Raw genomic sequence first — 21,037 nt, 5'->3', positions numbered from 1 at the left:
CGCTGTCGCTGACGCGCCCTTACTCCGGGCGCAGCAGGATGTGCTTCTTCTTGCCGAAGGAGAGCTTGATCACGCCTTCCGAGGTGAGGTCGCCGAGGCCGAGCGAAGCGCGCTCGTCCGTGACGACCACGTCGTTGACGCGCAGGCCACCGGCCTTGACCTGCCGACGCGCCTCGCCGGTCGAGGGCACGAGCCCGGCCTTGACGAAGGCGGTGAGCACGCCGACGCCGGGCTCGATCTCGGCCCGTGCGATCGCGACGCTCGGCAGGTCGGCGGCAAGCCCGCCTTCCTCGAACGTCTTGCGCGCGGTCTCGGCAGCGGCCTCGGCCGCCTCGCGGCCATGCACGATCGCCGTGATCTCGGTTGCGAGGATCTTCTTCGCCTCGTTCAATTCGGCGCCGCCGAGCGCGGCGAGCCGGGCGATCTCGTCCAGCGGCAGGCGCGTGAATACCTTGAGGAAGCGGCCGACATCGGCATCCTCGGTGTTGCGGAAATACTGCCAGAAATCATAGGGGCTGAAGACGTCGGCATTGAGCCAGACCGCACCATTGGCGGTCTTGCCCATCTTGGCACCCGACGAAGTCGTCAGCAGCGGCGTCGTCAGGCAGTAGAGCTGCGGCCCGCCCATCCGGTGCGAGAGGTCGACGCCGTTGATGATGTTGCCCCACTGGTCGGAGCCGCCCATCTGGAGGCGGCAGCCATGGCGCCGGTTGAGCTCCGTGAAGTCGTAGCCCTGCATGATCATGTAGTTGAATTCGAGGAAGGACAGCGACTGCTCGCGGTCGAGCCTGAGCTTCACTGAATCGAAGGAGAGCATGCGGTTGACCGAGAAATGCCGGCCGACATCGCGCAGGAACTCGACATAGTTCAGCTTCAGCAGCCAGTCGGCATTGTTGGCCATCATGGCGTCGGTCGGCCCGTCGCCATAGCGCAGGATGCGGCCGAAGACCCGCTTGATGCTCTCGATATTGGTCGCGATCTCTTCGACCGTGAGCAGCTTGCGCTGGTCGTCGCGGAACGAGGGGTCGCCGACCATGGAGGTGCCGCCGCCCATCAGCGTGATCGGGCGGTGGCCGGTCTCCTGGAACCAGTAAAGCATCGTCAACGAGATCAGGTTGCCGATATGGATCGAGGTCGCCGTCGCGTCATAGCCGACATAGGCCGTCTGGGTTCCCTGCCGGCACAGAGCGTCGAGGCCCTCCGCATCGGAGACCTGATGGATGAGGCCGCGCTCGTCGAGGACGCGCAGGAAATCGGACTTGTAGGTGGTCATGGCGGCTTGCGATCTGCTGGATGTCGTTCCGCCGTCGTCTAGAGCATCGGGCCGAAAAGGGGAAATCGCTTTTGCGACCAGGGCGCTCTCAACCTCCCGCGGAAAGGCGGTTGAGCCACAGATCGGGATTGTCGCGCGGGCGCGGCGGCTCCACGACATCGCGCGATAGGCCGAGATCGCAGAGCGCGCGATCGTCCAGCAGCGCGAGACGATGCTGCGTGCGGAGGGTGACCGCATGGCGCTGCCAGGCGGTGAACAGGCCGTGCAGAAGGGATGAGCTGCCGGACGTGTCCAGCCGCCCCGCATGGGAAGCGCAGGTCATGATGTGATCCTCTGGGGCGCAGGCGCTACCGCCTGCTTTGTGAGGATGAATCTGGGCCAGACGGGACGCGGGCACAAAGCGGAAGATTGTCACCTGCCATAAAACTGGCTTATGCTTCGGCATGCCCTCGCATCCGCCGCCGCCCAAGCTTCCGCCCCTCGCAGCGGTCCGCGTCTTCGAGGCTGCGGCGCGCCATCAGAACTTCACTCGCGCCGCCGAAGAGCTCGGCATGACGCAGGCCGCCGTCAGCTATCAGATCCGCCTGCTGGAGGATCGCGTCGGGGCGCCGCTCTTCCTGCGCCAGCCGCGTCAGGTGGTGCTGACCGCGATCGGCCAGCGGCTCGCCGGGCCGGTCGGCAAGGCGCTCGCCGATATCGGGACGGTGTTCCGCGACATCTGCGAGGAGAACCAGACGGTCCTGACGATCTCCTCGCTCCAGACGATGGCGATCACCTGGCTCTCGCCACGGCTGGCGCAGTTCCAGATCGAGAACCCGCAATTCGCCGTGAGGGTCCGGACCTCGCAGCATCTCGTCGACTTCACCACCGAGGCCGTCGATCTCGCCGTGCGCTACGGACCGGGCTCATGGCCGGGCGTCACGGCGGAGAAGCTGTTCGATTGCCACTACGCGCCGCTCTGTTCGCCGGAGCTGCGCGAGCGGCTGCAATTGCGCGAGCCGGCTGACCTGCTGCGGGCGCCGCTGCTGAGCGCGGATGAGGAAGCGTGGAAGGATTGGTTCGCCGATCTCGGCCTCGATATGCCCCGGCAGGGCGGGCGCTCGATGTCGCTGGAGATGCAGGCGATGAGCGTGCAGGCGGCGATGCGCGGGCATGGCGTCGCGATGGCCGTGCCCGAGCTCTTCGCCTATGACATCGCGGCCGGGCGGCTCGTCTTCGCCGTCGAGCACGCTGTGCCCGACGAATGGGCCTATTGGATCGTCTATCCGACGGAGCGCCAGCGCGAGCGCAAGATCAGGCTGTTCCGCGACTGGATCATGGCGGAGGCACGGGCAGCGAAGATGACGCTGCCCGTCTTGGCGTCGAGCCGGAGGCTCAGGCCTGTTCCTGCTCGGTCTTGAGGATTTCGGGGCCGACCTTGGCGTCGAGATAGGCGCCGACCTGGCTCATCAGCACATCGACCTTGCCGTCGAAGAAGTGGTTGGCGCCATCCACGACCGTATGCTCGATCTGGATGCCCTTCTGGGTCTTCACCTTCTCGATCACCGCCATGACTTCCTTCACCGGCGCGACGCGATCTTCCGAGCCGTGGACGAACAGGCCCGAGGACGGGCAGGGCGCCAGGAACGAGAAGTCGTAGCGGTTGGCCATCGCCGCGATCGAGAGGAAGCCCTCGATCTCCGGGCGGCGCATCAGGAGCTGCATGCCGATCCAGGCGCCGAAGGAGACGCCGGAGATCCAGCAGCTCTTCGCTTCGGGATTGAGCGCCTGCATCCAGTCGAGCGCGGCAGCGGCGTCCGAGAGCTCGCCCGCGCCGTGGTCGAAATGGCCCTGGCTGCGGCCGACGCCGCGGAAATTGAAGCGCAGGGCCGAGAAGCCGCGGTTCACGAAGGTGTAGAACAGGTTGTAGACGATCTGGTTGTTCATCGTCCCGCCGAATTGCGGGTGCGGGTGCAGGATGATCGCGAGCGGCGCACCCCGCTTCTTGGCGGGCTGGTAGCGACCCTCGATCCGGCCTGCGGGCCCGTTGAAGATAACCTCTGGCATCGTCTCACCGCTTCTTGCGGCAGTGCCGGCGCGGGCGGGCAGAAAGCGGGCGCATGCCTGCTCGAAACCCGGCCACCCTTGACGGCGCCACCATGCGCGCCCTAGATGAAGAGCGCTTAGAATAGTTCTAACAGCCGTGAACAAGTCGAGAACAAAACGGTGGATCGCAAGAGCGAACCGCGTTTCGACCGTTCCGGCCGGTTCGGATGGGCGGCTATAGCACGGCGCACAGGTGCGATTTCAAGCATTTCGTATCAGTGACCGGCAATGACGAGGATGGAGCAGGCAGGATCGTGACGGCGGGACGCGCCTATCTCGACCATAATGCCACGACCCCGGTGCGGCCGGAGGTGGTGGAAGCGGTCGCGCATGCGCTGACGCTGCCCGGCAATCCGTCCTCCGTCCATGGCGAGGGACGCGCCGCGCGGGCCGCCATGGAGCGGGCGCGCGAGCAGGTCGCAAGGCTCGTCGGCGCCAAGGCGTCGAACGTCGTCTTCACCAGCGGTGGCACGGAAGCGAATGTCGCCGTGCTCTCGCCCGGCCTGATGGATTGCGATGGTGGCCGTGACTGCGTGCGGACGCCCGCAACGCTTCTGCTTCACAGCGCGACCGAGCATGCCTGCGTGCGCGAGGGGCATCGTTTCCCGGCTGGCGCCGTCGAGACGATCCCGGTCGATGCAAACGGCGTGGTCGACCTCGTCTGGCTGGATGCACGGCTGACTCGTTTCGTCACCGAGAACCCCGGCGCGCGGGCGCTCGTTTCGATCCATCTCGCCAATAACGAGACCGGTGTGATCCAGCCGATCGCCGAGACGGCCGACCTCGTCCATCGCCATGGCGGCCTTATGCATAGCGATGCCGTGCAGGCGGCCGGCAAGATCGCCATCGACATCATTGCCCTCGGCGCTGATGTGCTGACGCTATCTGCCCACAAGATCGGCGGGCCGAAGGGCATCGGGGCCATTGTCTTCCGCACCGGAGCGCTCGAACTCGCCGACAAGCCGATGCGCGGCGGCGGGCAGGAGCGTGGCTGGCGCGCCGGAACCGAAAACCTGCCGGGAATCATCGGCTTCGGCGCGGCGGCTGAGATCGCTGCCAAGCTTCTGGCGGTCGAATCCGCGCGGCTTTCCGGTCTGCGTGACCGCCTGGAGGCGGGGCTTGCGGCGTTGTCGCCGGAGACCGCGATCTTTGCTCAGGCTGCGCCGCGCCTGCCCAATACCAGCGCGTTCGCGACGCCGGGCCTCAAGGCCGAGACCGTGCTGATCAAGCTCGACCTTGCCGGAGCGGCACTATCGTCCGGCTCGGCCTGTTCCTCGGGCAAGGTCAAGCGCTCGCATGTGCTCGATGCGATGAAAATCGACCCCGCCATGAGCGCAGGGGCCTTGCGGGCATCGCTCGGATGGACCACCTCCGGGGCGGATATCGATCTCTTTCTCGCGGCCTACGAAAAGCTCGTGGCCGCGCAAGCCGATCGGAGCGCCCGGGCTGCCGCCTGACGCGTTCCGCAACACGAAGACCAAACCGGCGGGCCTTGAACCCGCACTGGAGACTGAGAAATGGCAGCGGTCCAGGAGACCATCGATCAGGTCAAGTCGATCGACGTGACCGAGTACAAATACGGCTTCGTCACGGAGCTGGAGGTCGAGAAGCCGGCCAAGGGCCTCACCGAGGACACGGTCCGCTATATCTCGGCGCGCAAGAACGAGCCGGAATGGATGCTGGAATGGCGGCTCGACGCCTTCCGCCGCTGGAAGACCATGACCGAGCCGACCTGGTCGCGCGTGAACTACCCGCCGATCGACTATCAGGACCTTTACTACTACGCGGCGCCGAAGAAGGGCGCCTCGCCGCAATCGCTAGACGATGTCGATCCGGCGATCCTGGAGACCTACAAGAAGCTCGGTATCCCGCTGCGCGAGCAGGAGATCCTGGCCGGCGTCGCCCCTGAGAACCGCGTCGCGGTCGATGCCGTCTTCGACTCGGTCTCGGTGGTCACGACCTTCAAGAAGGAGCTGGCGCAAGCCGGCGTGATCTTCTGCTCGATCTCTGAGGCGATCCAGGAACACCCGGAGCTGGTGAAGAAGTATCTCGCGACGGTCGTCCCGGTGACGGACAACTATTTCGCGACGCTGAACAGCGCGGTCTTCACCGACGGCTCCTTCGTCTACATCCCCAAAGGCGTGCGCTGCCCCATGGAGCTGTCGACCTATTTCCGCATCAACGAGCAGAATACCGGCCAGTTCGAGCGCACGCTGATCATCGCCGACGAGGGCGCCTATGTCAGCTATCTCGAAGGCTGCACGGCGCCGAAGCGCGACGAGAACCAGCTCCACGCGGCGGTGGTCGAGCTGATCGCGCTCGACGATGCCGAGATCAAGTACTCGACCGTGCAGAACTGGTTCCCCGGCGACGCCGAGGGCAAGGGCGGCATCTACAACTTCGTGACCAAGCGTGGCGATTGCCGTGGCAAGAACTCGAAGATCTCGTGGACGCAGGTCGAGACCGGCTCGGCGATCACCTGGAAATACCCGTCCTGCATCCTGCGCGGCGACGGCTCGCGCGGCGAATTCTACTCGATCGCGGTGTCGAACGGCATGCAGCAGGTCGATAGCGGCACCAAGATGCTGCATCTCGGCAAGAACACGACCTCGAAAATCATCGCCAAGGGCATCGCGGCCGGCAGGTCGGACTCGACCTATCGCGGCATCGTCTCGGCCCATCGCAAGGCGACCGGCGCGCGCAACTTCACCAATTGCGACTCGCTGCTGATCGGCGACCAGTGCGGCGCGCACACCATCCCCTATATCGAAGCCAAGACCGCGACCGCGATCTTCGAGCACGAGGCGACCACGTCGAAGATCGGCGAGGACCAGATGTTCTACTGCCAGCAGCGCGGCCTTTCCGAGGAGGAGGCGGTGGCGCTGATCGTCAACGGCTTCGTCAAGGAGGTGCTGCAGCAGCTCCCGATGGAATTCGCCGTCGAGGCGCAGAAGCTGATCACCATCTCGCTCGAAGGCTCGGTTGGATAAGGGCGGTCATCCCGTGCGCGGCGCAGCACGAAAGCGCTGCTCCGCAGACACGGGACCGTCATCAGGACCATCACTGGACAAAACGATCCCGCATCAGCGGCGCACCGCCTCGCGCAGCACCGCGCACGGGATGACACAGGAACGAAACGATGCTCGAAATTCGCAATCTGGTCGTCAAGATCGCCGACGAGGACAAGCAGATCCTCAATGGCCTGAACCTCACCGTGAACGATGGCGAGGTCGCCGCCATCATGGGGCCGAACGGCTCCGGCAAGTCGACGCTGAGCTATGTCATCGCCGGCAAGGAGGACTATGAGGTCCTCGACGGCGAGATTCTGCTCAACGGCGAGAACGTGCTGGAGATGGAGGCCGATGCCCGCGCCGCCGCCGGCATCTTCCTCGCCTTCCAGTACCCGCTGGAGATTCCTGGCGTCGCCACCATGACCTTCCTCAAGGCTGCCATGAACGCGCAGCGCAAGGCGCGCGGGCAGGACGAATTGCTGACGCCGGACTTCATCAAGCAGGTCAATGCCGCCGCCGACAAGCTCGGCATCGCCAAGGACATGCTGCGCCGTCCGCTCAATGTCGGCTTCTCCGGTGGTGAGAAGAAGCGCATGGAAATCCTTCAGATGGCTCTGCTTTCGCCGTCCATGTGCATCCTCGACGAGACCGATTCCGGCCTCGACATCGACGCGCTGCGCATCGTCGCCGAGGGCGTCAACGCGCTCCGCGACAAGAACCGCGGCTTCCTCGTCATCACCCACTATCAGCGTCTGCTCGACCATATCGTCCCGGACACCGTCCACGTCATGTCGAAGGGCAGGATCGTGAAGACCGGCGGCAAGGAGCTGGCGCTGGAGCTCGAGAAGTCGGGCTATGCGGCCTATGGGGAGGCGGCGTAATGGCCATCGTCACCCCGCTGAAGACGGCTGCCGAACAGCAGCTCGTCCAGCAATACGCTGACAGCAAGGCCGAGCTGCCGGGCGGCCCGGCCGTGCGCAAGCTGCGCGAGGACGCCTTCGCCGGCTTCGAGGCCAAGGGCCTGCCGCATCGCCGGCTCGAATCCTGGCGCTATACCGACCTGCGCACGCTGCTGCGCGAGGCGCGCCCGTTGGCCGGCGGCGCTGCCGTCACGGCGGCGGTCAAGGCGCGCTTGGCCGCGCTGAAGCTCGATGGCCTGCGCCTCGTGCTGGTCGACGGCGTTTTCGCGCCGGAACTCTCGACGCTCGACGCGATCCCGGAGGGTGTCTCGGTGCAGTCGCTCGCCGAGGCGCTGGTATCGCCGCGCGAGGACCTGACCCGCATCCTCGCCGGTCCTTCGGTCGGCCATGACGACATGGGCCTCGCGCTCAACACCGCGCTGATGCGCGACGGCGTCTTCGTCGAGATCACTGAGGGCGTCGAGCTGGAGCAGCGGATCGTGATCGTCGCGCTCGCTTCGGGCGAGGAAGAGCGCGCGGTGTTCCATCGCTCGGTCGTGCTTGCCGGCAAGGGCGTCAAGGGCACGATCGTCGAGGTCAGCGAAGCCGCAGGCAAGGCCGCGCAGCAGATCAACGGCGCGATCGTCTTCGAGACCGGCGACGAGAGCGAGATCCAGCATGTCCGCATCGTCACCCGCCAGCAGGCGGCGACGGTCGAGGTGCAGAGCCTGCTCGCGACGGTCGGGGCGCAGGCGAAGTTCGATTCCTTCGCGCTGATCTGCAATGCCGGCACGGTGCGCCAGCAGCATTTCGTCCGCTATGCCGGCGAACACACTGAGGTCGGCCTGCGTGGCGTCAACCTGATCAACAAGGCGCAGCATTCCGACGTCACGCTGATCGTCGACCACGAGGTGCCGCACGGCACCAGCCGTGAATTGTTCAAGACGATCGCGGGCGGCGAGGCGACTGGCGTCTTCCAGGGCAAGGTCATCGTGCGGAAATACGCGCAGAAGACCGATGGCAGCATGAAGAGCAACGCGCTGCTGCTGAATGACGGCGCCTCGATGTACAACAAGCCCGAGCTAGAGATCTTCGCCGACGACGTGGTCTGCGGCCATGGCGCGACCGTCGCGCAGATCGACGGCGACCAGCTCTTCTACCTGATGGCGCGCGGCCTGCCGCGGCCGCAGGCCGAGGCGCTGGTGCTGCAGGCCTTCGCCGGCGAGGCGGTCGAGTTCATCACTGATGAGGATGTGCGCGATCTCGTGATCGGCGAGGTCGAGTCGTGGCTGAAGGCCCGCGAGGCCGCTTCCGAGGTGAGCACCGTCTGATGCCCTACATCAATCTCCAGATCACCAAGGGCGCCTCGCGCCAGCAGAAGGCGCAGATCGTGAAGGAATTCACGGAAACGCTGGTCAAGGTGCTCGGCAAGAACCCGCAGAACACCCATATCGTGATCCAGGAGATCGAGCGCGAGGATTGGGGCCATGGCGGCGAACTCGTCGCCGACAAGGCGCCAGTCACGCCCGGAAAGGCCTGAACCGATGAACGCGCTGGCGAAGCCCTATGACGTCCAGGCCATCCGCAAGGATTTCGCGATCCTGAGCCGGGAGGTCTATGGCAAGCCGCTGGTCTATCTCGACAACGCTGCCTCGGCCCAGAAGCCGGAAGCGGTGATCGAGGCGATGACGCGGCTGATGCGGGAGGATTACGCCAATGTCCATCGCGGCCTGCACTATCTCGCCAACGCTTCGACGGAAGCCTATGAGGCGGCTCGCGAAAGCGCGCGCCGCTTCCTGAACGCGGCGCATCTGGAGGAGATCGTGTTCACGCGCTCCTCCACCGGCGCGCTCAACACCGTCGCTTCGTCGCTCGGGCGCCATCTGCAGATCCAGGAAGGCGACGAGATCATCCTCTCGATCCTGGAGCACCATTCCAACATCGTGCCCTGGCACTACTGGCGCGAGCGCCATGGCGCCGTGATCAAATGGGCACCGATCGACGAGGACGGCAATTTCCTCATCGAGGAATTCGAGAAGCTGATCTCGCCGCGCACCAAGGTGGTGTCGCTGACCCAGATGTCGAACGCGATCGGCACGATCATCCCGATCGCCGAGGTCGCCGCGATCTGCCGCTCCTATGGCATTCCGCTGGTGGTCGACGGCAGCCAGGGCGCCGTGCACCTGCCGGTCGACGTGCAGGCGCTGGGCTGCGATTTCTACGCCTTCACCGGCCACAAGACCTATGGCCCGACCGGCTCCGGCATCCTCTGGGGCAAGAAGGAATGGCTCGACAAGCTGCCGCCTTACGAGGGTGGCGGCGAGATGATCGTCACCGTCAGCGAAGACAGCGTGACCTATAACGACCCGCCACATCGCTTCGAATCCGGCACGCCGGCGATCGTCGAGGCGGTGGGCTTGGGCGCCGCGCTCGACTACATGATGGCGCTCGGCCGCGAGAACATCGCCGCTCACGAGGCCAAGCTCGGCGCCTATGCGATGGAGCGGCTCGGCGAGATGAATTCGATCCGCATCTTCGGCAAGGCGCGGGAGAAGGGCGCTATCGTCGCCTTCGAGATGAAGGGCGCCCATGCCCATGACGTCGCGACCGTGATCGACCGTGCCGGTGTCGCAGTGCGCGCCGGCACCCATTGCGCCATGCCGCTTTTGGCACGATATGGGGTGACATCGACCTGCCGTGCCTCCTTCGGGCTCTACAACACGCTCGAAGAGGTGGACAAGCTGGTGGATGCCCTGCGGAAGGCCGAGAGCCTGTTCGCCTGACCGGGATTTGAAGAGATGACCGACAGCGTCGCCGAAGAACTGAAGCCGAACGCCCCCGCCATGGGCAAGGGCACCGCGTTGCCGCCGGAGGAGATCGACCGGCTGACCGACGATATCGTCGCCGCGCTGAAGACGGTCTACGACCCCGAGATTCCCTCCGACATCTATGAGCTCGGCCTGATCTACCGCGTCGACATCGCCGACGACCGGCAGATCACGATCGACATGACGCTGACCGCGCCGGGCTGCCCGGTGGCCGGCGAGATGCCGGGCTGGGTCGAGAATGCCGTCAGCACGGTGCCGGGTGTTGCCGGCGTCACCGTCAACATGACCTTCGATCCGCCCTGGGATCAGTCGCGCATGTCCGACGAGGCCCGCGTCGCGCTCGACATGTGGTGAGACTGGACGGCTTCACCTTCTGGCGCGCATGATGAGGCATGCGCGCGACGAAGTGGGATTACCTCGTCTTTCCGTTCCTGGCCGCCTTGCTCATCGGCGTGTTCTACGCCGCCTTGCGGCTCGTCGGTTTCTTCGGGCTCGGCGTGCTCGGCCTCATCATTGGTTTCATCACCGTGCGGATGGACCTCGAGCGCGATGGGGCGAGCAGCGATCCGTCGGCGCTGGCCGAGCAGTTCAAGGCCCGCGAGCGGATGTCGCGCGCCGAGCGCGCTGAATTCCAGGCGGCGCAGGCGTTCCGGCTGAAACCGCTCTTCATCGCGCAGGTCGTCGCAGCCGGTTTCGTGATATTCGGCTTCGGATTCCATTTCCTGCTGTGACGGCGGAGACGGATCGCGCTCGCGTGATCGATCGCATGACCGACCTTCATTATTCCCGGTTGGGGAAGGGTGGCATCAAGACAGGGCGAATGATCGTCGCCATCGGAGCCTGCCATGCCGAGCTTTCCCTACGAAACCGTCGACGTCTTCACCGATCGCCCCTTCGGTGGCAACCAGCTCGCGGTCTTCACCGATGCCCGCGGGCTGTCCGACGCGCAGATGCAATCGCTCGCGGCGGAGATGAACTATAGCGAGACGACCTTCGTCCTGCCGCCGGACGATCCGGCCAATGACGCGCGCGTGCGCATCTTCCATCGCACGGCCGAAATGCCCTTCGCTGGCCATCCCAATGTCGGCACGGCCTGCGTGCTGGCCCGCCATGGCCGCGACCGCGGCGGCGTGCTGCGCTTCGAGCAGATGGCCGGGTTGGTCGAGATCGCCGTGGAGCGCGATGCCGCCGGGGCGGTCACGGGCGCCGTCATCGCCGCGCCGCAGGCTTTGTCGCTCGGCATCGAATTGCCCGCCGACGGGATCGCGGCCTGCGCGGGCGTGGCGGCTTCCGATATCGTCACCAGCGGCCACAAGCCGGTCCAGGCCTCGCTCGGCGTGAAATTCGTGCTGGCACAGGTCGCGCCGGCCGCGCTTGCAGGCGCGACGCCCGATATCGCCGCCTTCCGCAAGCTTGAAGGGCAGAATCCGGAATTGCAGGGGCGGCTGTCGCTCTTCGTCTATGCCCGCGACGGGAACGCCATAAGAGCACGGATGTTCGCGCCGCTGGCCGGTACCTGGGAAGATCCTGCCACCGGCAGCGCCAGCGCGACGCTCGGTGCATTGCTCCTGTCGCTCGATGGCGGCGACGAGGCCGCCTACAGCATCACCCAGGGCGTCGAGATGGGCCGCCCGAGCCTGCTGAACGTCACCTCGCGCCGCGCTGCCGACGGCTTCCGCTCGCGGGTCGGCGGCGGCTGCGTGCCGATGTTCCGCGGCGAGGCGCTGCTATAGGCCGAGCTCGGCCCGGGCCCGCTTCGTCAGCCCGGCGGCGGCGAGGCGGTGGCTCTCGGCGAGATAATCGCGCAGCACGTCGTCCGGCATGCTCTCTCCGGTGAGCCACTGGATCCACTTCATGCCGCGCGAGGCGAGATAGGGCGCGGGCCTGAGGCCCGGCTGCTCGCTCAGAATTTCGAAACCCATCGGCGAGCATTTGAAGGAAACGGCCATCTCGCCATCCTCCTGCTGCCGCCCGATGGCGAAGACCTTGCCGCCAACCTTCCAGACATCGGCGCCACCCCATTGCACGACATGGCTGGTGGCGGTCAGCGAGGCACAGAAGGCGTTATAGGCTTCAGGCGACATGGCTCAGTAGCTCTCGGCATCGATGCCGTGCTGCTTGGCGGCGGCGACGATCTGCGACCAGGTCTCGTCGTCCAGCGGAATGCCGGCCGCCTGCCGCTCGATCTTGACCTTGCGCTCCTTGTCGCCGGGCGCCAGCACCGGATTGGCGGGGTCCATCGGCTTCGCCGCGCGCACGAAGGCGAGATAACTCTCGGTGCGGCTGCGGCGCAGCTCTGCATCAGGCTCCAGCCGGGCCGGGTCGATGATGACGCCGAAGAGCGAGTTGATCACCCAGGTCTTCTGCGGCTTCTCGTCGATCCGCGCGGCACCCATCAAGCCGGCCGAGAGCAATTCCGCGATCAGCGAGAGGCCGGCACCCTTGTGGTCGCCGAAGGGCAGCAACGCTCCGAGCGGATGGTCGGGGCTGGCGAAGACATGGGCCGGGTCGGTGGTCGGGCGGCCTTCACCGTCGATGATGTAGCCGGGCGCCACCTGCTCGCCCTTGTTGAGGGCGACGCGGGCCTTGCCATGGGCCATGCGGCTGGTGGCGAAGTCGAGGATCAGCGGATCGCCGCCGGGCACGGGGATGCCGATCGCATGGGGGTTGGTGCCGAAGCGGGCTTCCTTCGCCGCATAGGGCGCGACGATCGGCGGGCGGCCGGCGACATTGACCCAGAAGAAGGAGATCAGCCCGGCGTCGGCGGCGACTTCGGCATAATGGCCGATGCGGCCGATATGGTGGGAATCGAGCAGATTGACGATGGCGACGCCGCCGGCCTGCGCCATCGTGATCGCCCGGTCGATGGCGTTGCGCGCATTCGGCTGGCCGAGCGCGATCTTGCCGTCGATGATCAGGAAGGGCGCCGCATCGACCCGCGTCTGCGGCTGCGAGGCTGGACTCAGATTGCCATCGGCCAGCGACTGGAAATAGAGCGGCAGCATGCCGACCCCGTGGCTGTCGTGGCCGCTGAGATTGGCGAGGACGAGATGATCGGCGGTCTCCTGTGCCTCGGCCTGCGTCCAGCCGGCCTTCACGACCATGTCGCGGACGAGGGCATGCAGCGATTCGGGGCGATGCAGACGATGCGCCATGGTGTTCCTGCCGTTTGGAAGAGGTCTTGTTGGAAGAGGTCGTGGAGCCTCGGGGATTCCCAGGCGCCAGAGTGCATGAGCCGGCCCGTTCCGCAATGCGTGAGGCGGGCAGGGGCTGGATCGCGGGCGCATGGCGCGCCGTCTGCATCTCGACGAAAGCCCTGCCGATCCCTATGTTGTCGGGAACAATCTTGCTTCACCGGGCCTTGAACCCGGTCGAGGAGGGAAACAGATGTTTTCGATACCGGGCCTCAAGGTCATTTCGCTGACCGACGCCGCGGCGGCCCGCATCCGCGAGATCATGGTGCAATCCGCTGGTGGGGATGCTCCGGCGCTCGGCCTCAGGGTCGGCGTCAAGAAGGGCGGCTGCGCCGGCATGGAATACACCTTCGAGATCGCGCGGGCGCTCAACAAGGGCGACGAGGTCGTGAGCGACAAGGGCGCGACGGTGGTCGTCGATGCCAAGGCCGTGCTGTTCCTGCTCGGCACCGAGCTCGACTTCAAGACGGACCGGTTCTCCTCGACCTTCGTCTTCAACAACCCCAATCAGGTCTCGGCCTGCGGCTGCGGCGAATCCGTCGAGATCAAGCCGCGCAGCGAGAGCGCCCTGACGGCGCCCTGAGCCAACTCAGGCGACACGGGTCGTCGTTTCCAGCGCATCCTCGGTGACGGTGCGGTTGCGGCCGTCGCGCTTGGCCTGCATCAGCGACTGGTCGGCCCGGTCCACCAGGGAGCCGGCGGTATCGCCGCGGCGATAGCTGGCGACGCCGAGCGAGATGGTGATCCGGCCGAGATTCACATTGGTCGAGCGCTTGATCAACTCGCGGGTCAGCAGCGCCTGGCGCACCGTCTCGGCGCCAAACTTGCCGGCGATCAGATCGGCTTCCGGCAGGATGATGGCGAATTCCTCGCCGCCGAAGCGGGTGATGATCGCCTTGTCCTTGAACTTGTCCTTCATCGTGCGCGCGACCAGGCGGAGCACCTGATCACCCGTCAGATGGCCATGGGCATCGTTGAAGCGCTTGAAGAAGTCGATATCGGCCATGACCAGCGCGAAGGGTTCGCGGCGCAGCGTCGCCTGATCGATCGATTTCTGCAGCATCTCCTCGAAATGCCGGCGGTTGGCGAGCCCGGTCAGCGGATCGGTGAGGGCTTCGGCGCGCGTTGATTCCAGCGCCTCGCGCAGGTTGCGGATTTCATTGGAGCTGTTGCGGAGCTCCGCCTCGAGCTGGGCTTTGCGCGTGACTTCCTCGCGGGTCGACATCACCAGCGCCTCGACCCATTCGCGCAGCTTGTGGCGGTCGGTCGCGGGCGGCACGTCCTCGGACATGGCGCAGAGACGGCCGTGATAGAGCTCGCTGGAGCCGAGCGCCTTGTCGACGAGGCCCATCATCGCGTCGATCTCGCCGAGCACCTGCAGGCTCGTGCGCTCGGCCTGACGCGAGAAGCGCTCGGTGCTGATGAAGCGTTCGTAGAGGCTGTCGATATCGGCGGCGGAGACCTTTCCGTCGCTGCCGGCGATGATCGCGTTCATCGCGATGCTGACGGCCGGTATTTCGCCGCTCAGATGGGCGTACCAGACCTCGAAGGCGCGAGGATAGCTCGGCGAGCCATGCTCTCGCATCGCCGCAACGACGCGCTCGGCGAGATCATCAGTGCGGGCGGGAACCGAAACCAGGTCGTCCATGCCTTCGCCATCCGGTATGAAGCCGGGTCGCGGCCTTCGGCCACGTCAGCTTCGATCAAACAATCGAAGCGGGACATCCTGTCCGTATATACGGCGGCATGCGCCCGTCCGCCGCGAAGGTCATCCCATCGCGACGAAACGCAATCTAGGGCGATGATGTTAAAAACGGGTTGATGCCGTAACGTTATCCGACACGTGTCGGGCGCAGCAGGAAGGCCGGGACGTGATCGCCCAGCCCCTTCACCTGCGGGCCGTCATCATCGTCGCGCGTCCGCGGCGGGCGCGCACGCCGAGTCTCCTCGTGACGCGCGGCGGGCGCGGGGGCTGTCGCCTCGGAATCGGGCCGGATCGGCACGCGGCGCGGCTTGCGCTGCGTATCGTCCGCATTCTCGACCGTGTCGGACCGCGGGGCTCCTGCTTCGGCGCGCGCGCCACGCTCCGGACGCCCGCGCCCACCGCGCGACGACGAGCGCTTCTCGTCGCGGCGGCCGCCACGGCGTTCTTCGCGCGGCTGGCCAGGGGGCAGGGCATCGAGGCCGGGACCTTCGAAGGCGATGGTCTGGCCGGTCAGTTTCTCGATCGCCGCGACGAGCTTGTCGTCATGGCGGGTGACGATGGTGAAGGAGGCGCCTTCGCGGCCGGCGCGGCCGGTGCGGCCGATGCGGTGGACATAGTCCTCGGCATGGGTCGGCACGTCGAAATTGAAGACATGGCTGACGGCGGGGATGTCGAGGCCCCGCGCCGCGACGTCCGAGGCGACGAGGATCGGGTTCTCGCCGGTGCGGAAGGATTCCAGTGCCGCCATGCGGGCGTATTGGTCCATGTCGCCGTGGAGCGCGACGGCCGGGAAGCCATGGCGCTGCAGCGACTTGTGCAGGGTCGCGACATCGCGCTTGCGGTTGCAGAAGACGATCGCGTTCTGGAGATCGGTCGCGCCCTTGATCAGCTGGCGCAGCGTCTCGCGCTTCTCGAAATCCTGGGCGTTCGAGGCGATCAGGCGTTGCGTGATCGTCGCAGCCGCCGTCGCCGGTCGGGAAACCTCGACGCGGACCGGGTTGTGCAGGAACTGCTCGGAGATGCGCGTGATCTCCGGCGGCATCGTCGCGGTGAAGAACAGCGTCTGCCGGGTGAAGGGAACAAGCTTGCAGACACGCTCGATGTCCGGGATGAAGCCCATGTCGAGCATGCGGTCGGCCTCGTCGATGACGAGCAGCTCGACGCCGGTGAGCAAGAGCTTGCCGCGCTCGACATGGTCGAGCAGGCGGCCGGGCGTCGCGATCAGCACGTCGACGCCGCGGGTGATCTTGGCGTCCTGGTCGCCGAAGGAGACGCCGCCGATCAGCAGCGCCACCGAAAGCTTCTGGTTCACGCCGTAGCGGACGAAGTTCTCCTCGACCTGCGCCGCGAGCTCGCGCGTCGGCTCCAGGATCAGGGTGCGCGGCATCCGGGCCCGGGCGCGGCCGGTTTCCAGGATGGTCAGCATCGGCAGCGTGAAGGCCGCGGTCTTGCCGGTGCCGGTCTGGGCGATGCCCAGAACGTCCTTGCGGGCAAGAACATGCGGAATGGCCTGGGCCTGGATGGGGGTCGGCGTGTTATAGCCTGCGGCCGTGACGGCCGTCAGAACCTTTTCGCTCAAGCCGAGTTCGGCAAATGACATCGCGTATCGTGCTTCTTCTGGGTCGGTGAAACGCGGCGGGATGACCTGCTCAACCACCACGTTGGCGCGACGACAGTTCCTGCGCGCCTTCGGACCCGTGTGGAATGCAAAGAAAACGCGGCAAAGTCAATCATCTAGCCATGAAAGGACTGCTTTAGCCCCATGAAGGAGCCGCTCGTTCTCGTTCCCGGCCTGAGTTGCAATGCTGCACTCTACGCTCCGCAATGGCCTGCGCTGGCCGATGGCCGGCCTATTCTCGTCGCCGATCACGCTCGCGACGACACGTTATTCGCCATCGCGCAACGCCTGCTCGCGGCCGCGCCGCCCCGTTTCGCGCTCTGTGGCCTGTCGATGGGCGGCTACATCGCGTTCGAGGTTCTGCGGCAGGCGCCGGAGCGCGTGACGCGGCTTGCCTTGCTCGATACCAGCGCCAAACCGGCGACGCCCGAGACGAACGAGCCACGCGAGCAGATGATCGCGCTGGCCGAGAAGGGCGCCTTCGACAATGTCACGACGCTGCTCTGGCAGAAGCTCGTGGCACCAGCGCGCCTGACCGACGAGCCGCTGCGCCTGCTGGTGCGCCAGATGGCTGATGATGTGGGGGCGGAAGGTTTCGCACGCCAGCAGAAAGCGATCATGAAGCGGCCGGATTCACGGCCGCTACTGGCGAACCTCGCCATTCCGACGCTAGTTGTGGTCGGACAGGAGGACGAGATCACGCCTGTGGCGGAAGCGCGAGAAATGGCCGGCCTTGTCGGCGAGAGGGCCCGCCTCGCGATTGTACCCGGCTGCGGTCATCTGTCGACGCTGGAAGCGCCGGAAGTCGTGACTGCGGAGCTGCTGCGCTGGCTCGGCTGAGTGCCGTCAGCGGGGCAGGGCGCAGGGGTCGAGCTTCGTCGCGTTCGCGGTCTGGCCGATCGAGCCGGTGATCATCGGGTCGGTGGGCAGGCGCTTCGAGGCGGCGAGACTGACCGCGGCCATGCGCTCCTTGTCGAGCGAGGCGGTCTGGCTCGACAGAAAATTCGCGGCGATGACCGACAGGAAGGCGATGGCCGCGCCGGCCTTGGCGATATCGGCGGCCAGCGTGCCGCGGTTGTCCTTCCAGAACATTTCGATCAGGCGCATGGCGCACTCTCCACGGCCCGTGACATCACGAGCTTTGCGGCAGCATGCGCCCGCAGCAGTAAAAGGATGGTTAGCCAAGTCTTGCCGGACTGCCGACGAGTTTAAGGATCGGCCGCGTTATCGGCCATCCGGCCGGCGAGGCGCGCCTGATTCTCCTTGAACAGCTTGCGCAGCGCGCTCAGCACCGCAGCGACGCCGGGCCTGCGACGCGAGACCTCGTGCGAGACCAGGAAGATGTCGTCGCCCGTCTCCTCGGGTGGTGGCTGAAGGCGGCGCAGGCTCGAATCGGCGTCGCCCATGAAACACGGCGCCATCGACAGCGCCCCGGCCGAGCGGATGCTCTCGTAGCGTGCCGCGGAATCGCCGACGCGGGCCGCGATCGGCCGCCCCGCGGCATAAGCCATGATGTGATCGTCGATCCGCGACGAGGTTTCGCGGTTCACCGAGATGATCGGCGCCGTCGCAGGATCGACATCGTGGCGGACATAGAGCGTCTGCATCAGCCGCCCGACCTTCTGGGCGTAATGGCCGGGCTCGCCGGGAACCCTCGTCATCCGCAGCGCGATGTCGGCCTCGCCGCGTGCCAGGTCGAGCCGGCTGCGCGTGCTGATGATCACGATCTCGACCCCGCCGGCCGCCTGCGAGATCGCCGTCGCGTTCATGGTCAGGAGCATGCTGATCGAGGTGGTGGCGGTGATCCGGACCGGTGCATCGGCGCGCGGGCGGGCGGCGTCGGCGCGGATAGCGAAGCGCTTGGCTGCGGCCTCGACGAGGGCAGCCTCGGCCGCGAGCTCCATGCCGATGGCGGTCGGCACGAGCCGGTTGGCCTCGCGGGTGAAGAGCTGCAGGCCGAGTTCGGTTTCGAGGCCCTTGAGCCGGCGCGCGACGGTGGCCTCGCTCAGGCCTAGCTGCGCCGCCGCCACGGCCATCGACCCGCCGACGACGATGGCGTTGAAGATCCGGATGTCGTCCCAGGACGCCTGTCCGGCTGGCGATGCCAGTTCACCGTCGCGTCCAGATGGAGGGGAAGCAGGCTCGCCCATGCCGTCAGTGGCCAGTCCCAGCTGGAGTGGTGGCGGCGGTCATGGCGGTCCGGGAGGTGAGGAGGGTTCGACATGCGCGAACCCTGCCGGGAAACGTTGCGCCGGGCAGCCCGCCGGGCTTGAGCCCCAGCCCTGCAAACATGCAGGGCTCGCGCTTCACAGGTCGATCAGTTCGCCGGCAAAGGCGGCGCGTTCCTGGATGAAGACGAAGCGCGCTTCCGGCTTGTTGCCCATCAGGCGCTCGACCGTATCGGAGGTCTCCTCCTTCGCCTCGTGGTCGACCATGACCTTGAGCAGGATGCGCTTGCTCGGGTCCATCGTGGTTTCCTTGAGCTGAGCCGGCATCATTTCGCCGAGGCCCTTGAACCGCGATATCTCCGGCTTCTTGCCCTTGAATACCGTCTCGATCAGCTCGTCCTTATGGGCGTCGTTGCGGGCATAGACGCTCTTTCCCCCGTGCTGGAGCCGGTAGAGCGGCGGCACGGCGAGGTAGAGATGCCCCTTCTCGATCAGGCGCGGCATCTGGCGCCAGAAGAAGGTGACCAGCAGCGAGGCGATATGGGCGCCGTCGACATCCGCGTCGGTCATGACAATGACCTTCTCGTAGCGCAGGTCATCTTCGCGGAACTGGGTGCCGATGCCGCAGCCGAGTGCGAGGATCAGGTCGGCAAGCTGCTGGTTCTGGTTCAGCTTCTCGCGCGTCGCGTTGGCAACGTTGAGGATTTTGCCGCGCAAGGGCAGGATCGCCTGGTTAGCGCGGTTGCGCGCCTGCTTGGCGGAGCCGCCGGCCGAGTCGCCCTCGACGATGAAAAGTTCGGAGCCGGCCGCGCCGGCATTCGAGCAATCGGCGAGTTTGCCGGGCAGGCGCAGCTTCCGGGTCGCCGTCTTGCGCGAGACCTCCTTTTCGAGGCGCCGGCGCAGGCGCTCCTCGGCCCGGTCGACCGACCAGTCGAGCAGGCGCAAAGCCTGCTGCGGCGCGGCTGCCAGCCAATGGTCGAAGGCGTCGCGGATCGCATTCTCGACGATGCGATGGGCTTCCTGCGTCGCGAGCTTGTCCTTGGTCTGGCCCTGGAATTCCGGCTCGCGAATGAAGACCGAGAGCATGGCGGCACAGGTCGCCATCACGTCGTCGGAGGTGACCTGCGCCATGCGCTTGGACTGGCCGATGCGCTCGGCATGGTCGCGCAGACCGCGCAGCAGCGCGATGCGCAGGCCCTGCTCATGGGTGCCGCCCTCAGGCGTCGGGATCGTGTTGCAGTACGAGGACGAGAAGCCGTCCTCGCCGGTCGCGAGCCAGGCCACCGCCCATTCGAGCGAGCCGTGGCTGCCATCCTTCGTGATCTTGCCGGAGAAGATCGGCTCGGCGACCAGATCCTTGCCCTCGATCTCGCGGCCGAGATAGTCGCGCAAGCCACCGGGGAAGCGGAACACGGCCTCGGCCGCGACATCGCCCTCGGGCTTCAGCAGCGACGGCGCGCAGGTCCAACGGATCTCGACGCCGCCGAAGAGATAGGCCTTGGAGCGCGCCATCCTGAACAGGCGGGCCGGGGAGAAATGCGCGCCCTCGCCGAAAATCTGCGCGTCGGGATGGAAACGCACCCTGGTGCCGCGCCGGTTGGCGACAGCGCCGACCGTCTCAAGCGGCCCCTGCGGCAGGCCGCGCGAGAAGATCTGGCGATAGAGCGTCTTGCCACGCGCAACTTCGACCTCGAGCCGGTCCGAGAGCGCATTGACGACGGAGACGCCGACGCCGTGCAGGCCGCCCGAAGTCTCGTAGGCCTTGGAGTCGAACTTTCCGCCGGCATGCAGCGTCGTCATGATGACTTCGAGCGCCGATTTGCCGGGGAATTTCGGGTGCGGATCGACCGGGATGCCGCGGCCATTGTCGGTCACGGCGAGCGACCCGTCCTCGAACAATTCGACATCGATGAAGGTGGCGTGGCCCGCCACCGCCTCGTCCATGGCGTTGTCGATCACCTCGGCGAAGAGGTGGTGCAGGGCACGTTCGTCGGTGCCGCCGATATACATGCCCGGCCGGCGGCGGACCGGCTCCAGCCCCTCGAGAACCTCGATGGCGGAGGCGTCGTAGCCGGCCTCGGACAGCGTGCCGTTGCGGGCAGGAGCAGCCGGTGGCGGCGCGGCCTTGGGGGCTGCGGCGGGCGGGCGCGCTTCCGGCCGCGGGCTTGCCGCGTCGGGCCGCTCCGGCTCCGAACCGAAAAGATCGCCGTTATCCGCCATTGCCAACCGATTCTTCCTGATTCGCGACTGTGAACT

General features: G+C 66.3%; 22 protein-coding genes. 12 read left to right on the top strand and 10 right to left on the bottom strand.

Going from position 1 to position 21,037, the window contains the following annotated elements:
* Positions 1–19 precede the first annotated feature (19 nt).
* Positions 20–1,273, bottom strand: a complete 1,254-nt coding sequence (gene tyrS / locus AC07NY_RS21115; protein WP_494585429.1) for a tyrosine--tRNA ligase — start codon at positions 1,271–1,273, stop codon at positions 20–22.
* 88 nt (positions 1,274–1,361) lie between these two features.
* Entirely contained in the window at positions 1,362–1,718 is a 357-nt protein-coding gene (locus AC07NY_RS21110) for a DUF1127 domain-containing protein (protein ID WP_494585428.1), read from the bottom strand.
* Between AC07NY_RS21110 and gcvA the strand changes: the two genes are divergently transcribed.
* Positions 1,717–2,673, top strand: coding sequence for a transcriptional regulator GcvA (gene gcvA, locus AC07NY_RS21105; RefSeq protein WP_494585427.1), 957 nt, complete (start codon positions 1,717–1,719; stop codon positions 2,671–2,673). The two genes, AC07NY_RS21110 and gcvA, sit on opposite strands and share 2 nt — an antisense overlap.
* On the opposite strand, the gene AC07NY_RS21100 is transcribed toward gcvA, so the two are convergent.
* Complete coding sequence (locus tag AC07NY_RS21100; protein WP_047577045.1) at positions 2,648–3,319, bottom strand: alpha/beta hydrolase; 672 nt, start codon at positions 3,317–3,319, stop codon at positions 2,648–2,650. The genes gcvA and AC07NY_RS21100 overlap by 26 nt on opposite strands.
* Before the next feature lie 290 nt (positions 3,320–3,609).
* Between AC07NY_RS21100 and AC07NY_RS21095 the strand changes: the two genes are divergently transcribed.
* From AC07NY_RS21095 to AC07NY_RS21055, 9 genes are all read left to right on the top strand, one after another.
* Positions 3,610–4,815, top strand: coding sequence for a cysteine desulfurase family protein (locus tag AC07NY_RS21095; RefSeq protein WP_494585492.1), 1,206 nt, complete (start codon positions 3,610–3,612; stop codon positions 4,813–4,815).
* A 60-nt stretch (positions 4,816–4,875) separates the two neighbouring features.
* Complete coding sequence (gene sufB, locus AC07NY_RS21090) at positions 4,876–6,348, top strand: Fe-S cluster assembly protein SufB (protein ID WP_494585426.1); 1,473 nt, start codon at positions 4,876–4,878, stop codon at positions 6,346–6,348.
* A gap of 149 nt (positions 6,349–6,497) precedes the next feature.
* The gene (gene sufC / locus AC07NY_RS21085; RefSeq protein ID WP_061967769.1) at positions 6,498–7,250 is read left to right on the top strand and encodes a Fe-S cluster assembly ATPase SufC; all 753 of its coding nucleotides are present in this window, start codon (positions 6,498–6,500) and stop codon (positions 7,248–7,250) included.
* The gene (gene sufD / locus AC07NY_RS21080; protein WP_494585425.1) at positions 7,250–8,599 is read left to right on the top strand and encodes a Fe-S cluster assembly protein SufD; all 1,350 of its coding nucleotides are present in this window, start codon (positions 7,250–7,252) and stop codon (positions 8,597–8,599) included. Before sufC ends, sufD begins: the two co-directional genes overlap by 1 nt.
* Positions 8,599–8,808: a tautomerase family protein gene (locus AC07NY_RS21075; protein WP_257734814.1), complete on the top strand. Its 210-nt coding sequence runs from the start codon at positions 8,599–8,601 to the stop codon at positions 8,806–8,808. The genes sufD and AC07NY_RS21075 overlap by 1 nt, the downstream gene beginning before the upstream one ends.
* 4 nt (positions 8,809–8,812) lie before the next feature.
* On the top strand, positions 8,813–10,051 hold the full coding sequence (locus AC07NY_RS21070) for a cysteine desulfurase (RefSeq protein ID WP_336813457.1): 1,239 nt from the start codon (positions 8,813–8,815) through the stop codon (positions 10,049–10,051).
* 15 nt (positions 10,052–10,066) lie between these two features.
* Positions 10,067–10,450, top strand: a complete 384-nt coding sequence (locus AC07NY_RS21065; protein ID WP_494585424.1) for an SUF system Fe-S cluster assembly protein — start codon at positions 10,067–10,069, stop codon at positions 10,448–10,450.
* Between the two features lie 38 nt (positions 10,451–10,488).
* Positions 10,489–10,827: a hypothetical protein gene (locus AC07NY_RS21060; RefSeq protein WP_494585423.1), complete on the top strand. Its 339-nt coding sequence runs from the start codon at positions 10,489–10,491 to the stop codon at positions 10,825–10,827.
* Positions 10,828–10,941: 114 nt separating this feature from the next.
* Entirely contained in the window at positions 10,942–11,829 is an 888-nt protein-coding gene (locus AC07NY_RS21055) for a PhzF family phenazine biosynthesis protein (protein WP_494585422.1), read from the top strand.
* On the opposite strand, the gene AC07NY_RS21050 is transcribed toward AC07NY_RS21055, so the two are convergent.
* The gene (locus AC07NY_RS21050; protein ID WP_494585421.1) at positions 11,824–12,180 is read right to left on the bottom strand and encodes an MmcQ/YjbR family DNA-binding protein; all 357 of its coding nucleotides are present in this window, start codon (positions 12,178–12,180) and stop codon (positions 11,824–11,826) included. The genes AC07NY_RS21055 and AC07NY_RS21050 overlap by 6 nt on opposite strands.
* A 3-nt stretch (positions 12,181–12,183) precedes the next feature.
* Positions 12,184–13,251 (bottom strand): malate/lactate/ureidoglycolate dehydrogenase, encoded by a 1,068-nt coding sequence (locus tag AC07NY_RS21045; protein WP_494585420.1) that lies wholly within the window; start codon positions 13,249–13,251, stop codon positions 12,184–12,186.
* 232 nt (positions 13,252–13,483) lie between these two features.
* On the opposite strand from AC07NY_RS21045, the gene AC07NY_RS21040 reads away from it, so the two are divergent.
* Complete coding sequence (locus AC07NY_RS21040; protein ID WP_494585419.1) at positions 13,484–13,873, top strand: HesB/IscA family protein; 390 nt, start codon at positions 13,484–13,486, stop codon at positions 13,871–13,873.
* A 6-nt stretch (positions 13,874–13,879) separates the two neighbouring features.
* Here the strand turns inward: AC07NY_RS21040 and AC07NY_RS21035 are convergent, their stop codons facing one another.
* Positions 13,880–14,938, bottom strand: coding sequence for a GGDEF domain-containing protein (locus AC07NY_RS21035; RefSeq protein WP_492286210.1), 1,059 nt, complete (start codon positions 14,936–14,938; stop codon positions 13,880–13,882).
* 184 nt (positions 14,939–15,122) lie between these two features.
* Entirely contained in the window at positions 15,123–16,595 is a 1,473-nt protein-coding gene (locus AC07NY_RS21030) for a DEAD/DEAH box helicase (protein WP_494585418.1), read from the bottom strand.
* Between the two features lie 162 nt (positions 16,596–16,757).
* Here AC07NY_RS21030 and AC07NY_RS21025 point away from each other — a divergent pair, with 162 nt between their 5' ends.
* Positions 16,758–17,453 (top strand): alpha/beta fold hydrolase, encoded by a 696-nt coding sequence (locus tag AC07NY_RS21025; RefSeq protein ID WP_494585417.1) that lies wholly within the window; start codon positions 16,758–16,760, stop codon positions 17,451–17,453.
* A gap of 6 nt (positions 17,454–17,459) precedes the next feature.
* On the opposite strand, the gene AC07NY_RS21020 is transcribed toward AC07NY_RS21025, so the two are convergent.
* From AC07NY_RS21020 to parE, 3 genes are all read right to left on the bottom strand, one after another.
* Positions 17,460–17,720 carry a hypothetical protein gene (locus AC07NY_RS21020; protein ID WP_494585416.1) on the bottom strand — a complete coding sequence of 87 codons (261 nt, stop codon included), beginning with the start codon at positions 17,718–17,720 and terminating at the stop codon, positions 17,460–17,462.
* Positions 17,721–17,821: 101 nt separating this feature from the next.
* Positions 17,822–18,763 (bottom strand): LysR family transcriptional regulator, encoded by a 942-nt coding sequence (locus tag AC07NY_RS21015; protein WP_494585415.1) that lies wholly within the window; start codon positions 18,761–18,763, stop codon positions 17,822–17,824.
* A 156-nt stretch (positions 18,764–18,919) separates the two neighbouring features.
* Positions 18,920–21,001 carry a DNA topoisomerase IV subunit B gene (gene parE / locus AC07NY_RS21010; RefSeq protein WP_494585414.1) on the bottom strand — a complete coding sequence of 694 codons (2,082 nt, stop codon included), beginning with the start codon at positions 20,999–21,001 and terminating at the stop codon, positions 18,920–18,922.
* Between the last annotated feature and the right edge of the window lie 36 nt (positions 21,002–21,037).

This window comes from Allobosea sp. GW821-FHT09G06, assembly GCF_059416005.1.
This window is presented reverse-complemented; position numbering and strand designations above follow the sequence as displayed.